Origin of the sequence: Mycolicibacterium novocastrense, assembly GCF_001570485.1 — a bacterium.
Taxonomy (GTDB): domain Bacteria; phylum Actinomycetota; class Actinomycetes; order Mycobacteriales; family Mycobacteriaceae; genus Mycobacterium; species Mycobacterium novocastrense.
Window position 1 is genome coordinate 99,885 of record NZ_BCTA01000093.1, and the last position, 15,134, is coordinate 115,018.

At 68.9% G+C, this 15,134-nt stretch carries 15 protein-coding genes; 7 read left to right on the forward strand and 8 right to left on the reverse strand.

The genetic code is table 11. The features are described 5' to 3' along the window. The 4 genes from manA to RMCN_RS27385 all read right to left on the reverse strand — a co-directional run bounded on the left by manA (nt 1) and on the right by RMCN_RS27385 (nt 4,234). Entirely contained in the window at nt 1-1,227 is a 1,227-nt protein-coding gene (manA, locus tag RMCN_RS27370; protein ID WP_067395923.1) for a mannose-6-phosphate isomerase, class I, read from the reverse strand. A gap of 4 nt (nt 1,228-1,231) precedes the next feature. After that, entirely contained in the window at nt 1,232-2,341 is a 1,110-nt protein-coding gene (locus tag RMCN_RS27375) for a TobH protein (RefSeq protein ID WP_067395926.1), read from the reverse strand. Beyond that, the gene (locus RMCN_RS27380; protein ID WP_067395930.1) at nt 2,338-3,735 is read right to left on the reverse strand and encodes a phosphomannomutase/phosphoglucomutase; all 1,398 of its coding nucleotides are present in this window, start codon (nt 3,733-3,735) and stop codon (nt 2,338-2,340) included. Before RMCN_RS27380 ends, RMCN_RS27375 begins: the two co-directional genes overlap by 4 nt. A gap of 67 nt (nt 3,736-3,802) precedes the next feature. Next, a complete protein-coding gene (locus tag RMCN_RS27385) occupies nt 3,803-4,234 on the reverse strand; it encodes a DUF3499 domain-containing protein (RefSeq protein ID WP_064412407.1) in 432 nt (143 codons plus the stop codon). 157 nt (nt 4,235-4,391) lie between these two features. On the opposite strand from RMCN_RS27385, the gene RMCN_RS27390 reads away from it, so the two are divergent. Then, nucleotides 4,392-4,814, forward strand: a complete 423-nt coding sequence (locus RMCN_RS27390) for a metallopeptidase family protein (protein WP_064412512.1) — start codon at nt 4,392-4,394, stop codon at nt 4,812-4,814. 9 nt (nt 4,815-4,823) lie between these two features. On the opposite strand, the gene RMCN_RS27395 is transcribed toward RMCN_RS27390, so the two are convergent. Next, nucleotides 4,824-5,093, reverse strand: coding sequence for a WhiB family transcriptional regulator (locus tag RMCN_RS27395; RefSeq protein ID WP_174523700.1), 270 nt, complete (start codon nt 5,091-5,093; stop codon nt 4,824-4,826). A gap of 438 nt (nt 5,094-5,531) precedes the next feature. On the opposite strand from RMCN_RS27395, the gene cofD reads away from it, so the two are divergent. From cofD to RMCN_RS27410, 3 genes are read left to right on the forward strand one after another with little or no spacing between them, the layout of a single operon-like run. Beyond that, the gene (cofD, locus tag RMCN_RS27400; protein WP_064412405.1) at nt 5,532-6,551 is read left to right on the forward strand and encodes a 2-phospho-L-lactate transferase; all 1,020 of its coding nucleotides are present in this window, start codon (nt 5,532-5,534) and stop codon (nt 6,549-6,551) included. After that, a complete protein-coding gene (locus RMCN_RS27405; RefSeq protein WP_067395933.1) occupies nt 6,548-7,897 on the forward strand; it encodes a coenzyme F420-0:L-glutamate ligase in 1,350 nt (449 codons plus the stop codon). The genes cofD and RMCN_RS27405 overlap by 4 nt, the downstream gene beginning before the upstream one ends. Continuing rightward, nucleotides 7,894-8,430 (forward strand): NUDIX hydrolase, encoded by a 537-nt coding sequence (locus RMCN_RS27410; protein ID WP_067395936.1) that lies wholly within the window; start codon nt 7,894-7,896, stop codon nt 8,428-8,430. The genes RMCN_RS27405 and RMCN_RS27410 overlap by 4 nt, the downstream gene beginning before the upstream one ends. A gap of 56 nt (nt 8,431-8,486) precedes the next feature. Here the strand turns inward: RMCN_RS27410 and manB are convergent, their stop codons facing one another. The 3 genes from manB to rfbD are packed head-to-tail and all read right to left on the reverse strand — an operon-like array spanning nt 8,487 to nt 11,356. Then, the gene (manB, locus tag RMCN_RS27415; protein ID WP_064412402.1) at nt 8,487-9,563 is read right to left on the reverse strand and encodes a mannose-1-phosphate guanylyltransferase ManB; all 1,077 of its coding nucleotides are present in this window, start codon (nt 9,561-9,563) and stop codon (nt 8,487-8,489) included. After that, nucleotides 9,563-10,447, reverse strand: a complete 885-nt coding sequence (locus tag RMCN_RS27420; protein WP_064412401.1) for a glycosyltransferase family 2 protein — start codon at nt 10,445-10,447, stop codon at nt 9,563-9,565. Before RMCN_RS27420 ends, manB begins: the two co-directional genes overlap by 1 nt. An 18-nt stretch (nt 10,448-10,465) precedes the next feature. Then, nucleotides 10,466-11,356: a dTDP-4-dehydrorhamnose reductase gene (gene rfbD, locus RMCN_RS27425; RefSeq protein WP_067395938.1), complete on the reverse strand. Its 891-nt coding sequence runs from the start codon at nt 11,354-11,356 to the stop codon at nt 10,466-10,468. A gap of 67 nt (nt 11,357-11,423) precedes the next feature. Between rfbD and RMCN_RS27430 the strand changes: the two genes are divergently transcribed. The 3 genes from RMCN_RS27430 (at nt 11,424) to RMCN_RS27440 (ending at nt 15,130) form a co-directional block, all read left to right on the forward strand. Continuing rightward, nucleotides 11,424-12,890 carry an LCP family protein gene (locus RMCN_RS27430; protein ID WP_064412400.1) on the forward strand — a complete coding sequence of 489 codons (1,467 nt, stop codon included), beginning with the start codon at nt 11,424-11,426 and terminating at the stop codon, nt 12,888-12,890. Next, complete coding sequence (locus tag RMCN_RS27435) at nt 12,878-13,630, forward strand: TIGR03089 family protein (protein ID WP_067395941.1); 753 nt, start codon at nt 12,878-12,880, stop codon at nt 13,628-13,630. Before RMCN_RS27430 ends, RMCN_RS27435 begins: the two co-directional genes overlap by 13 nt. A 66-nt stretch (nt 13,631-13,696) precedes the next feature. Further along, nucleotides 13,697-15,130, forward strand: coding sequence for a multicopper oxidase family protein (locus RMCN_RS27440; RefSeq protein ID WP_067395943.1), 1,434 nt, complete (start codon nt 13,697-13,699; stop codon nt 15,128-15,130). The last annotated feature ends 4 nt before the right edge of the window (nt 15,131-15,134 follow it).

The window sequence follows — 15,134 nt, forward strand, 5'->3', positions numbered from 1 at the left end:
CTAGATGCCGACCGTGGCGCGGAACAACTTCGTCGGCTCCGTGGCCGCCAGCCTAATCGGCCCCTCGTCGGCGGGCACCCACGCCGCAGATCCCCGGTTCAGCGTGACGGTGCCGCCCTTGGCGTGCACCACCGTCGAACCCTCGGCGCACAGCAGCAGCTGCGGACCGTCGTGGCGCGTGGGTGCGTCGATCTCATAACCGACCCGGTCGGCGTCGATGTCCAGCACCGACAGCGAAAACTCCTGTGCCGGTGTGCGGTACACCCATTCGATACTGTCTTCGACTTTCTCGGGACGGACCACCACGTCCTCGGCGGGCGTGAAGTCGAGCACCCGCAACAACTCCGGGACATCGACGTGCTTGGGTGTCAGCCCCCCACGTAACACGTTGTCGGAGTTGGCCATCACCTCGACACCGACACCGCTGAGATAGGTGTGCAGATTTCCCGCAGGCAGATAGATGCCCTCGCCGGGGCTCAGGGTGATGCGGTTCAGAAGCAGGGACGCCAGCACACCCGCGTCGCCGGGATAGCGCTCGCCGAGTTCGAGCACGGTCTTGGCCTCGGCCGCGAACTCGCCTCTGCCCGAACACACGTAGTGGATGGCCCCGTCGATCACCGCGGGCACCAAGACATCGAGATCGGGTTGCGGCGCGGTGATCCAGGTCGTGAACAGCGCGCGCAGTCCGTCGCCGTCCGGTTGGCCGGAGAGCAGGTTGACGAACGGGTCCAGATCGCCGACCTCCAGCGCACGCATCAACTCGATGGTCCGCCGGACCGGCCGGAAACCGGCGAGCGCCTCGAATGGCCGCACGGCGACGATCAATTCGGGCTTGTGGCTGGGGTCGCGGTAGTTGCGGTCGGGGGCCGAGACGGGGATGCCGAGCCTGTTCTCCCGTTCGTAGCCCTCGACGGCCTGCTCGGCGCTGGGGTGCGCCTGCAGCGACAACGGCTCGTCGGCGGCCAGCACCTTGACCAGAAACGGCAGCGCCTCGCCGAAGCGTGCGCAGACCGCCGCGCCCAACTGCCCCTCGGGATCGTCGCGCAGCGCATCCAGCAGCGAAAGCTCTCCGGCTCCCGTCTCCAGCATGGCCGGATCACCGGGATGGGCTCCGAACCACAGCTCGGCCTCGGGATGCGCTGTGGGACTGGGCCTTCCAGTGAACTCGGCAATGTCTGTGCGGGAACCCCAGGCATAGGTCCGCACCGCTCCCCGTAGCAAGTGCACTTGGCTAACCTCGAACTAACTTCAGGTAGACGGCGGTCATCTCCAAGCGGACGGCGAGCATGGCCAACTGTTGTTCCATGCTGCCCGCCGCCGTCGACGCGTCCGGCACCGCTGCCGCCTCCGGCAGTTCGGGCACGTCCTGGGCGCTGAGCACATCGACGTCGTCCAGATCCCCTGCCCGCGCAGCGACGAACGGCTGCTCCGCGTCGGTGGTGAGCACGAATGTCCGCATACGCCGGGGAAGCGGGCCGTCGATCTGTTCGTCGTGGAACATCGACCGCTCCCGGTCGGCCGCCGACGTGCCACCCATGCCACCGCGCAGCACCACCAGCGCATCGGCGAAGCCGGCCGCGGCGACGACTCGGTGGGCGATGCGCAGCAGGATGGCCGCACAGTGGCGCGCCACCGCCAGCGTCGCCGCGCTGTCGCCGGCCAGCACCACTTCGCGGTCCGACATCCGTTCGGCCAGTGTCTTGGCCGGGTTGGTGAACAGCTCTCGGTTCGCGCTGTTGCGCAGCGCCTCGGCGTCGAGTTCGTCGGCCAGTGCGTCCAGATCGACGTGCATCGTCGGATCGACGACGTCGAGTGTGGCCAGCCCGGCGGCGAGGTAGCGCACGAACCCGAACTCGTCGGGTACCCACACCCTGGGCGGCAACACCGCCGCGCGCCCGGCCGCGACGTCGCGTAGCGGCCCTTCAAACGGCGCAACCACCACCACTCGCGCGCCGCGACGCACGCCGGTGGCGGCCGCGTTCACCAGAGCGGGATCGCCGGGGTCGTCGCCCGCGACGACCAAGACGTCCAGCGGACCGATCCACGGCGGAACCTCGGAGGCCACGACGATGGGCGCGGCCACCGATCCGCCCCATGCCGACGCGAGCAGCGCTCCGGCAGTCTCCGCATTGCCGCGACCGGCGACCCAGATCAACGTGCGCGGTGTCCCGTCGCTGCGCAGCGATTCGAGTTCGCCCTCCGCGAGCGCGGCGGCGGTGGAACGCACCTGGGCGCCGGCCATCGACGCCGCGCGCAGCAGGCCGTCGCGGTCGGCCCCGAGCAGGGCGTCGACGTCGTCGAGGTCGATGGTCGCGGCCGAGGAAGACGGTCCGGTGCTCACGTGACCACCTCGGAGTCGGAAGGGACCCGCCCACGAACGGTTTCGGAGACCTGTCCGACGATCTGGTCGACCTCGTCGGTGGTGCGGGCTTCGACGTTGAGCCGCAGCAGCGGTTCGGTATTGGACATCCGCAGGTTGAACCAGGCGCCCTCACCGAGATCGACGGTCACACCGTCGAGGTGGTCGATCGAGTGGATTCGGTCGCCGAACGCCTTGAGCACCTCGTCCACACACCGCTCGGCCTCGGTGACGGTGAAGTTGATCTCGCCGGACGCCTCGTAGCGCTGATAGTCGGCCATCATCTCCGACAGCGGCCGGTGTTGTTCGCCGAGCGCGGCCAACACGTGCAGGGCGGCCAGCATGCCGGAGTCGGCACCCCAGAAGTCGCGGAAGTAGTAGTGCGCCGAGTGCTCGCCGCCGAAGATCGCACCGGTCTCGGCCATCAGCGCCTTGATATAGGAGTGCCCGACGCGGCTGCGGACCGGCGTACCGCCCCGCTCGGTCACCAGTTCGGGCACCGCCCGCGAGGTGATCAGGTTGTGAATAACCGTGGCGCCGATCTCCCTGCCGAGTTCCCGCGCGGCGACCAACGCGGTCACCGCTGACGGCGAGACCGGATGCCCCTTCTCGTCGACCACGAAACACCGGTCGGCGTCGCCGTCGAACGCCAGGCCGATGTCGGCACCGGTTTGCAGGACGAAAGCCTGCAGATCGGTCAGGTTGGCCGGATCCAGCGGATTGGCTTCGTGATTGGGGAAGGTGCCGTCGAGTTCGAAGTACAGCGGCGCCAGTGTGATCCCCGAGATCGGACCCAACACCGCGGGCGTGGTGTGGCCGGCCATGCCGTTGCCCGCGTCGACGGCGACCTTGAGCGGTCGCATATCGGCCAGGCTCACCAGCGAGCGCAGAAACTCGCCGTAGTCGGCCAACACGTCGCGGTCGCCGACCGTGCCGCGCGCACCGTCGTAGCCGGGAACACCGTCGATCACCTCGTCGGCGATGGTCCCCAGCCCGGTGTCCTTGCCCACCGGTTTGGCGCCGGCACGACAGAGCTTGATGCCGTTGTAGGCGGCCGGGTTGTGGCTGGCGGTGAACATCGCGCCGGGGCAGTCCAGAAGTCCCGACGCGAAGTACAGCTGGTCGGTCGAGGCGAGTCCGATCCGCACCACATCGAGGCCCTGGGCGGTCACGCCGTCGGCGAACGCGTCCGCCAGTGCGGGTGAGCTGGCGCGCATGTCGTAGCCGATGACCATTTGCGACGCGTTGTCCCGCACGAGACGGGCGAAGGCGCCGCCGACGTCGGCGACGAACGGCTCGTCGAGCTCGGTACCGACCAGGCCGCGCACGTCATAGGCCTTGATGACGCGATGAACCGCCGCGGCGGGCCGGGACATTAGGACTCCTTGTGACACGGACTACTACTGGCGCCAGCCTAACGGTCCGGCCAGACGGGCACGTCGTCTAGTCGGTGGGGTCCGGCAGCACCCGCAGATGGCCTCGGCGACGGCCGTTGGACTCGGGCCGCCGCGCGGGCGGTGCCATCAGCGAGCCTCCGGGCGCGCCGGTGACGGGGTCGGAGAATCCCGTGTTGAAGCCCGGCGCCATCCGGTTGAGCGGCGGAGCGACGTCACGCCCCTCCCGGACCGCATCCGCGAGCGCGACGAGATCGTCGTCGTCGGGATGTGAGGGCAGTGGGCCGGCGTGGCGCACCAGTTCCCAGCCGCGGGGCGCGGTGACGCGGCCGGCGTGCACGACGCACAGGTCCCATGAGTGCGGTTCGGCCACCGTCGCGAGGGGGCCGACGACCGCCGTGGAGTCGGCGTAGACGAATGTCAGCGTCGCGACCGCATAGTGCGGACACCCGGGCCGGCAGCAGCGACGGGGAACGTTCACAGCGGAAGGCTATCGTGGCCGCACCCCGCACGCCGCCGGACACGCGCAGCCTGCCGACGGCCGATCTCGAACCGTTACGATCCAGTTCATCGCGCACGAAAGGAGCACCCAAGCGGTGGCCAAGCGTGGACACATGCGCGCGCGCCGGGGCCGCGAGATGCGCGGGCCGTTACTCCCCCCGACGGTGCCGGGCTGGCGCAGTCGCGCCGAGAAGTTCGACATGGCGGTGCTGGAGGCATACGAGCCGATCGAGCGGCGTTGGCAGGACCGGTTGGCGCAACTCGACGTGGCGGTCGACGAGATACCACGGATCGCACCCAAGGATCCCGAGAGTGTGCAGTGGCCGCCGGAGGTGATCGCCGACGGGCCGATCGCACTGGCCCGGCTGATCCCGGCGGGCGTGGACGTCAGGGGGAACGCCACACGCGCACGAATTGTCCTGTTTCGCAAGCCAATCGAGCGGCGGGCCAAGGATTCCGTCGAACTCGAGGAGCTGCTACATGAAATCCTGGTGGCTCAGGTCGCCACATATCTGGGCGTCGAGCCTTCCGTCATCGACCCGACGATCGACGACGATTGAGCGCGCGGCTCAGATGATTCCGCGCTTGAGGCGGCGACGCTCGCGCTCGGACAGGCCGCCCCAGATCCCGAAGCGCTCATCGTGCGCCAGGGCGTACTCCAGGCAGGCGTCGCGCACTTCGCAGCCCTGGCAGATGCGCTTGGCCTCGCGCGTCGAGCCGCCCTTCTCCGGAAAGAACGCCTCGGGGTCGGTTTGGGCGCACAGCGCCTTCTCCTGCCAGAGTTCGTCCTCCGGTGTCAGTGCCGGCGCCACATCGATCGGATCGGGCACCAAACTCAACTGGGGACGCCGCGGCGTCTCGAGCGGTGCCGGTTCCGAATGGGCGTGCGGCGCGCTGTCTACTGAGCCGAAGACTCGGCTGTCGAACCGAACCAGACGATCGAAATCGCCGTACTCAAAAGACATCTTCCGCCTCCTCACCTGGTCTCGTTGATCCCCTATAAGTGGCCCACCGGAACGTGGAACACTTCCAATTCGAACAAGTGATCGAATCTCGGTCTGCGGCACCGGAACCGGATGGCCTACCGGGAAATGACACTGCTGTGATTACACACGCGTCAGTCGCCCTGGTCAAGCTCTAGAACAGGAATTCATACCATTCCGTGATCGAAATACGGCGAGTCGTGACCTCGGCGTGTCCATCACACTCCCGTCCGCCGGGGCCGGCCCCACTCCTGCCCGTACCGGATTCGCTCGGACGGCCTACCCTCGGTCGATGTGAAGGTCACCGTACTGGTCGGCGGCGTCGGGGGCGCCCGCTTCCTGCTCGGCGTGCAACACCTGTTGGGGCTGGGGCAATTTCGTGGCACCGAAGGTACTGCTGGGACTGATGATACTGCTGAGCACCAACTTACTGCAGTGGTCAATGTGGGCGACGACGCATGGATGTTCGGCGTGCGGATCTGCCCGGATCTCGACACCTGCATGTACACCCTCGGCGGCGGCATCGATCCCGAACGCGGCTGGGGACACCGCAATGAAACCTGGCATGCCAAGGAGGAACTCGCGGCCTACGGCGTCCAACCCGACTGGTTCGGACTCGGCGACCGGGATCTGGCGACACATCTCGTGCGCAGCCAGATGTTGCGCGCGGGTTATCCGCTCTCGCAGGTGACCGAGGCGTTGTGCTCGAGGTGGGCGCCCGGGGCCCGGCTGCTGCCGGCCAGTGACGACCGCAGCGAAACACACGTCGTGATCACCGATCCCGGGCCGGGCCAGTATGCCGGCGAGAAGCGCGCCATCCACTTTCAGGAGTGGTGGGTGCGGTACCGCGCGAAAGTACCAACGCACAGCTTCGCTTTCGTCGGCGCGGAGAAGGCCACCGCCGGACCGGGCGTCGCCGAGGCCATCGAATCGGCCGACGTCGTCCTCATCGCGCCCTCGAACCCGGTGGTGAGCATCGGGGCGATCCTCGCCGTACCCGGTATCCGCGGCGCACTGCGATCGACACCGGCGCCGGTCGTCGGCTACTCCCCGATCATCGGCGGAAAGCCGTTGCGGGGCATGGCCGATGAATGCCTGTCGGTGATCGGCGTGCCGAGTACGTCACAAGCCGTCGGCAGGCACTACGGTGCGCGCTCCGGTGTCGGGATCCTCGACGGCTGGCTGGTGCACGAGGGGGACGGCGCACAGATCGACGGTGTCGAAGTCCGCGCGGTGCCGCTGCTCATGACCGATCCCGAGGTGACCGGCGAGATGGTCCGCGCCGGAATGGATTTGGCAGGCATCAAGCCATGAGCGGCGAGCATGGCTCCGCGGCCGCCGTGGAACTCCTGCCCGTTCACGGCCTACCCGAGTTCCGGCCCGGCGACGACCTCGCCGCGGCGATCGCCACGGCCGCACCGTGGCTGCGTGACGACGACATCGTCGTGGTCACGAGCAAGGTGATGTCGAAGTGCGAGGGCCGCATCGTCGATGCGCCGATCGACCCCGACGAACGCGACGTGCTGCGGCGCAGGCTCATCGACGCCGAGGCGGTTCGCGTGCTGGCGCGCAAGGGCCGCACGCTGATCACCGAGAACGCGATCGGCCTGGTCCAGGCCGCCGCGGGCGTCGACGGCTCCAACGTCGACTCCGCTGAACTCGCGCTGTTGCCAACCGATCCCGATGCCAGCGCCGCCGCACTGGCCTCGGGTCTGCGCGAGCGGCTCGGCGTGACGGTCGGCGTCGTCGTCACCGACACCATGGGCCGGGCGTGGCGCAACGGACAGACCGACGTCGCGATCGGCGCGGCGGGCGTGACCGTGCTGCACGGTTACGGCGGTTCGGTCGACCGGCACGGCAACGAACTGATCGTCACCGAGATCGCGGTCGCCGACGAGATCGCCGCGGCCGCGGATCTGGTGAAAGGCAAGCTGACCGACATCCCGGTCGCGGTGGTGCGCGGGCTGCGGTTGCCTGACGACGGTTCCACTGCGCGCCGGCTGGTACGGGCGGGCGAGGAGGACCTGTTCTGGCTCGGCACCGAGGAGGCCATCGCGCTCGGCAGGAGCCAGGCACAGCTGCTGCGCCGGTCGGTGCGCCGCTTCACGGCCGAGCCCGTGGACCCCGCGATCGTGGAATCGGCTGTCGCCGAGGCCCTCACCGCGCCGGCACCGCACCACACCCGACCGGTGCGGTTCGTGTGGTTACAGGACCCCGCCCGACGGTCGGTGCTGCTGGATCGGATGAAAGACAAATGGCGCGCCGACCTGTCCGCCGACGGGCGTCCCGCGGACGCCGTCGAACGTCGCGTCGAGCGCGGCCGAATCCTCTACGACGCGCCGGAAGTGGTCATCCCGTTCCTGGTGCCCGACGGTGCGCACAGCTACCCGGACGCCGACCGTACGGCCGCAGAGCACACGATGTTCACCGTCGCGGTCGGCGCGGCGGTGCAGGCGCTGCTGGTGGCGTTGGCCGTGCGGGGCGTCGGCAGCTGCTGGATCGGGTCGACGATCTTCGCCCCCGACATCGTCCGCGAGGAACTCGACCTGCCCGACGACTGGGAACCGTTGGGCGCGATCGCGATCGGCTACTCGCAGGACGGGACGCCGTCCGGTCCGCGGTCTCCCGTGCCGACCGACGGACTGCTGGTTCGCAAGTGAGCCTGCACGCTTCGGCGGTCGAGATCCTGACCCGTTGGCACGCACCGGATCCCGCACAGGACACCCTGCGGCACGCGGTGTTGGCGTTCCTGGCGGCCCGACCCGACGGTTGCCTGCGCCAATGCGCCCCCGGCCACGTCACCGGGTCGGCGCTCGTGCTCGACCACACCGGCACGCGCGCGCTGCTGACGCTGCACCCCCGATTCGGGCGATGGCTGCAACTCGGCGGGCATTGCGAGCCGACCGATTCCGATGTCGTGGCGGCCGCGCTGCGAGAAGCCACCGAGGAGTCCGGCATCGGGAATCTCACGATCGACCCGACCATGGCCGCGCTGCACGTGCACCCCGTCACGTGTTCGCTCGGGGTGCCGACCCGTCACCTCGACATGCAGTTCGTCGTGCGCGCCCCCGCCGGTGCTGAAATCGCGGTGAGCGACGAGTCTCTGGATCTGCGGTGGTGGCCGCTGGACGCGCTGCCCGAGGATTGCGATTTCGGCCTCACGCAGTTGGCGGCGGCCGCCCGTCATCGGTGATTTCGGTGTCCAAACGCTCGCTCAGCGACTGTGCGAGCACCGAAAACCACTCCGACTTATACGTCGGTGGAGAACCGTATTCCGCCGTCGGGAATCGTCACCCCCGGCCACACGCGGGCACCGCGAAGGAGTTCGCAGCGGGCACCGATGTCGGCGCCGTCGCCGATCACGCCGTCACGGATCAGCGCGCGCGGGCCGATTCGGGCACCGAACCCGACGATCGAGCGTTCGATCACCGCACCGGCGCCCACCCGCGCGCCGTCGAAGATGACCGCGCCGTCCAACCGTGCGCCACCGGCGATCTCGGCGCCGCGACCGACCACCGCGCCACCGATCAACAACGCCCCGGGAGCGACGCTGGCGCCGTCGTGCACCAGCTTTTCACCACGGTGCCCGCCCAGCGCGGGTGACGGCGCGATACCACGCACCAGATCCGCCGACCCCCGTACGAAATCCTCCGGTGTGCCCATGTCGCGCCAGTACGTGGAGTCGACGTAGCCGCACACCCGAAGCCCGTCGGAGAGCAGGCCCGGAAACACCTCGCGTTCGACCGAAAGCGCCCGGCCCTTGGGTATGCGCTCGATCACCTCGCGCTTGAACACATAGCAGCCCGCGTTGATCTGATCGGTCGGCGGGTCCTGCGTCTTCTCGAGGAAGGCGGTGACCATGCCGTCGGAATCGGTTGGCACACAACCGAATGCCCGCGGATCACCGACACGCACCAGGTGCAGCGTCACGTCGGCGGCGTTGCTCTCATGTGAGTCCAGCAGCGCGCGAAGGTCGGCCCCGGACAACACGTCGCCGTTGAACACCAGCGCGGTGTCGTGGCGTAACTTTCCGGTGACGTTCGCGATGCCGCCGCCGGTGCCCAGTGGTTCGGTCTCGACGACGTATTCGATCTGCAGACCGAACTTGGAGCCGTCGCCGAACTCGGATTCGAACACCGCCGCCTTGTACGACGTGCCCAGCACGACGTGTTCGATACCGGCCTCGGCGATGCGCGACAGCAGGTGTGTCAGGAACGGCAGGCCGGCGGTCGGCAGCATCGGCTTGGGCGCGGACAGCGTCAGCGGTCGCAGCCGGGTGCCCAGACCGCCGACGAGGATGACGGCGTCGACGTGTGCGGGGTTCACTAGCGCCGTCCTTTCGCCCGTTTGCGTCGTGAGTTGCGGACCACCAGGCCCGCACGCGCGGCGAGCGAGCTTCGGATCGTCCACCGCAGCGGACCCTGCCACCACCTGGGGTATCGATCCGCGAGGAAAGTGTAGGTGCTGGTGTGATGGGCGGCCAAGTTGCGCGCGGGGTCCTTGCCGGTCGCGTGACCCTTGTCGTGCAAAACCTCGGCGGCCGGGACGTACACGTTCTGCCAACCCGCCCGCGACAGCCGATCACCCAGGTCGACGTCCTCCATGTACATGAAATAGCGCTCGTCGAAGCCCGAGATCTCCTCGAACGCCGACCGGCGCAGCAACAGACACGATCCCGACAGCCAGCCGACCGCGCGTTCGCTGGGCTCCCGGCGCTCCTGACGGTATTCGGCGGTCCACGGATTGGACTTCCAGAACGGCCCCACGACGGCGTGCATGCCGCCGCGCACCAGGCTGGGCTGGTGCCGGGCCGACGGGTACACCGAACCGTCCGGATCGCGGATCAGCGGGCCGAGCGATCCGGCACGCGGCCAGCGTGCGGCGGCCTCCAACAGGATGTCGATGGAGTGTGGGCCCCACTGCACGTCGGGGTTGGCCACGATGAAGAAGTCGTTGTTGTCCGAGTCCTTCAGATACTCGGCGACCGCGCGGTTCACCGCGCTGCCGTACCCGAGATTGCCGCCGGTGGGCAGCAATCGGGCGTTGGGATAGCGCGCGAGCGCCTCTTCGGGTGCGCCGTCGGTGGAGCCGTTGTCGGCCATCACGACTGTCACCGGCCGGTCGGTGGCGTGCGACAGCGACGCCAAGAACCGGTTGAGGTGCGGACCCGGTGAGTACGTCACCGTGACGACGACCAACTCGTCACTCATGTGGCACCGGTTCCGAACTCACGGCGTCGAGGGTATCGGGCCGCCACGCCCGTACCGCGACAGCGCATCGGCCAACGCCTCGCGCCACGGCCGCAGCGGCGCCAGGCCCGCCTCGGCGGACCGTCGGCCCGACAGCGCCGTATACGCCGGGCGCCGCGCGGGCCGCGGCTTGTCGGCGCTGGCGACGGGCCGTACCCGCTCGGGGTCGGCGCCGACGGCCTCGAAGACCGCCCGCGCCTGGTCGTAGCGGCTGGCCTCACCGACGTTGGCGGCGTGCAGCACCGGTGCACGGATTGCGCCGTCGGCGATCTCCAGCAGCGCCGAGGCGAGATCACCGGCGTAGGTCGGAGACGCCATCTGGTCGGCCGCCGCCTCGACCGGGTCCTCACCGGCGGCCTTGCGGCGCATGGCCGCGGCGAAGTCGGTTCCGTCGGCGCCTTCGTACACCCACGATGTCCGCACGACGTGGGCGCTGGGTAGGGCGGCCAACACGGCCCGTTCCCCGGCGAGTTTGGTGCGGCCGTAGACGTTCACCGGCCCCGTCTCGTCGTCGATCTCATACGGGTGGCGCGCTGTGCCGGAGAACACGTAGTCGGTCGAGATGTGGACCAGGCGGGCTCCGACCGAGTTGCATGCCCGCGCGAGATGAGCCGGCCCGTCCGCGTTGACCGCGTGCGCGCGGTCCGGTTCGGCCTGCGCCGCGTCCACATCGGTGACCGCGGCGCAGTTGATCACCACATCTCCGGGCTCGATGACACGCTGGGCGGCCGCCGGGTCGGTGATGTCGAGCTCCGACGACGTCAGCGCCAGTACCTCGCGGCCCTGCTGACGAGCTTGACCTGCAAGAACCCGACCGACCATGCCGCCCGCGCCGGGTATGACGATCCTGCCCGGTCCGCGAGAAGTCATGGTCACGAGTCTGGCACGCCGAGGCGCGCTACCCGCTTAGCGCCCATCTCGCCAGTAGCCTGGGCTGATGCCCGGTCGAATGCTCCGTGTCATCGCCGTGTCCGCGGCCTTGGCGATCGTGGTCGGTACCGGAGTCGCGTGGGGCAAGATCCGCTCGTTCGAATCCGGCATCAACCACATCTCGTCGATCGCGCTCGGAGAGGGCGGCGAAGACGGCGCGATCGACATCCTGCTCGTCGGTATGGACAGCCGCACCGACGCGCACGGCAATCCGCTGTCCCAGGAGGAACTGGCGACGCTGCGGGCGGGCGACGACGAAGCCACCAACACCGACACGATCATCCTGATCCGCGTCCCCAACAACGGGAAGTCCGCCACCGCCATCTCGATCCCCCGCGACTCCTATGTCGAGGCACCGGGTATCGGCAAGATGAAGATCAACGGCGTGTACGGCTCGGAACACCTCGAGAAGATGACCGAGCTCGTCGAGCAGAAGGGCATGGACCCGGCCGAAGCCGAACCGCAGGCGACCGAAGCCGGGCGCGAGGCCCTGATCAAGACCGTGGCCAACCTCACCGGCGTCACCGTCGACCATTACGCCGAGGTGGGCCTGCTGGGCTTCGCGCTGATCACCGATGCCCTCGGCGGCGTCAACGTGTGCTTGAAAGAGCCTGTGTACGAACCGCTCTCGGGAGCCGACTTCCCTGCGGGCTGGCAGAAGCTGAACGGCCCGCAGGCGTTGAGCTTCGTCCGGCAGCGCCACGATCTGCCGCGCGGCGACCTCGACCGGGTGACGCGCCAGCAGGCGGTGATGGCTTCCCTTGCGCACGAGGTGATCTCCGGCAAGACGCTGTCGAGTCCGGCCACCTTGAACCGGCTGCAGGACGCGGTGCAGCGCTCCGTCGTGCTCTCCGACGGTTGGGACGTCATGCAATTCGCCGACCATCTGCAGAAGCTGGCCGCCGGAAACGTCGCGTTCGCCACCATTCCGGTGCTGCAGGAGAACGGCTGGAGCGACGACGGGATGCAAAGCGTCGTGCGGGTCGACGCCACCGAGGTCAAGAGTTGGGTCGAGGGCCTGCTGCACGAGCAGGACGAGGGCAAGACCGAGGAGATCGCCTACTCGCCCGACAAGACCACCGTGGAGGTCGTCAACGCCACCGAGGTCAACGGTCTGGCCGCCGCGGTGTCGCAGGTGCTGGCCAACAAGGGGTTCACCCCCGGCGCGACGGGCAACCACGAAGGCGACCCGGTGGCCAGCAGCCAGGTGCGCGCCAACAAGACCGATGACCTTGGCGCACAGGCCGTCTCGAAGGATCTGGGCGGATTGGCGATCGTCGAGGACCCGTCGGTGGGCCCGGGGCACGTGCGCGTCGTGCTGGCCGACGACTACACCGGCCCGGGTTCCGGTCTGGACGGCAGCAGCGTTCCGACGCTCACGACCGATTCCGTTGCCGTCGGTTCGACCCAGACCGCCCCGCCCCCGTCGCCGATCCTGACCGCCGGATCCGACGATCCGGAATGCGTCAACTAACGTCGAGCAGCGTGACGACAGTCAGCGGGGCAATCCTCGACCCGCTCATGGCCTCCGACCCCGCCGGCCCCCGCATCACCTACTACGACGACGCGAGCGGCGAACGCATCGAGCTGTCCACCGCCACGCTTGCCAACTGGGCGGCCAAGACGGCCAACCTGTTACGCGACGAGTTGGGCGCAGGCCCGTCGTCTCGCATCGCGGTCTTGCTGCCCGCGCACTGGCAGAGCGCCGCCGTGTACTTCGGGATCTGGTGGATCGGCGCCGAGGTGGTGCTCGGGGACGCATCCGCGGATTCGGCCGATGTCGCGCTGTGCACCGCGGACCGGTTGACCGAGGCGGACGAGGCTGTCGGGATGGGTAGCGGAACGGGTGAGGTTGCGGTGCTGTCGTTGGATCCGTTCGGCAAGCCCGCCGCCGATCTGCCGGTCGGCGTCACCGACTACGCCACCGCCGTACGGGTACACGGCGACCAGATCTCACCGGAGCGCATGCCCGGCCCGGCGCTCAACGGCCGCGGCGTCGACGAGGTCCTCGCCGCGGCCCGCCAATCCGCGGCGGCACAGGGTCTCACCGCATCGGACCGCGTGCTGTCCAGCGCCGGATGGGACACCGCCGACGAACTCGTCGACCATATGCTGGCGGTCTTCGCCGTCGGCGCCTCGCTCGTGCAGGTGGCCCATCCCGACGCCACGCTGGCCGACCGCCGGCGGACAACCGAGAAGGTCACCAAGGGTTGAGCAGCCAGCCCGGCGAAATCACGCTTTCGCTGCCGTAGAGGCCCTCCCGGTGCCACGCTGGACGGCGTGATCGACCGGCGCGAATTCTTCGTGCTGTCGGCGGGCGCAACGGCCGCCGTCGTGAGCGGCTGCTCGTCGCGGACACCCGAACCGGCTTCGGCCGATCAAGCCACCGGCCCGGCATTCGACATCACGTTCACGCCCGCGGAGGCGGACGTCGACCTGGGCGGGGTCACCGTGCGCACCTGGGCGTACCGCGACCAGGTGCCCGGCCCGCAGATCCGCATCCGCAAAGGCGACAGAATGCGCGCACAGCTGAACAACGGGCTGCCCGCCCCGACCACCATCCACTGGCACGGCCTGGCCATCCCCAATGCCATGGACGGCGTGCCTGTGCTGACGCAGCCCGCCGTGCCCGCGGGCCAGTCGTTCACCTACGACTTCGTCGTGCCCGACGCCGGGACGTACTGGTATCACTCCCATGAGGGCACCCAACTCGACCGCGGGCTGTACGGCCCCCTGATCATCGAGGACCCCGCCGACGGCGCCGACTACGACGACGAACTGGTCGTGGTGCTCGACGATTGGGTCGACGGCACCGGGCGCACCCCCGACCAGGTCCTGGCGGACCTGAACAACGCGGGCATGCCGGCAATGCCGAACCTGCCGGACGCCGGCATCACCCCGGCCAGGCCGCTCGGCGACGACGGCGGCGACGTCACCTACCCTTACTACCTCATCAACGGGCGCGTGAGCGCCGATCCGCAGGTCGTCGATCACCGTGGCGGACAACGCATCCGGCTGCGGATCATCAACGCCGGCTCGGACACCGCGTTCCAGGTCGGCGTGCCCGGGCACCCGCTGCGGGTGATCGCGACCGACGGGTTCCCGGTCGAGTCCACGCAGACCGATTCGGTCATCCTCGGGATGGGCGAACGGGCCGACGCGATCGTCACCCTGCAGACGTCGGCCCCAATCATCGCCGCGGCGTACCGCAAGGACGGCTACGCGCGACTCGACATGCGCGTCGACAACAAGGCCGCCGCCGGCAACATCGACGACTACGTCGCAGCGCTGCGGACCCGACCCCCGCTCGACACCGCGACGCTTGCGGCCACACCCGAGGTGAACCTGCCAGAGCGCACCGACCAACAGGTCATCGACATGCGGTTGGCCGGTCCGGTCAACGGCTACACCTGGACGATCAACGGACGCCGCTACGACCCGCCCCGCGACGGATACCCGGTCACGCGCGGCCAACGTGTTCGCATCCGCTATGTGAACTCATCGAAGATGTTTCACCCCATGCACTTACACGGGCACACGTTCCAGGTGATGGGAACCGAAGGTCCACGGGCTCGCAAGGACACGGTTCTGGTCGCGCCGCTGCGCACCGTCGACATCGACTTCGACACCGACAACCCGGGGCGCTGGATCACCCACTGCCACAACACGTATCACCTCGAGGCCGGGATGGCCACGTTCATCGAGTACGCCTGAGCTA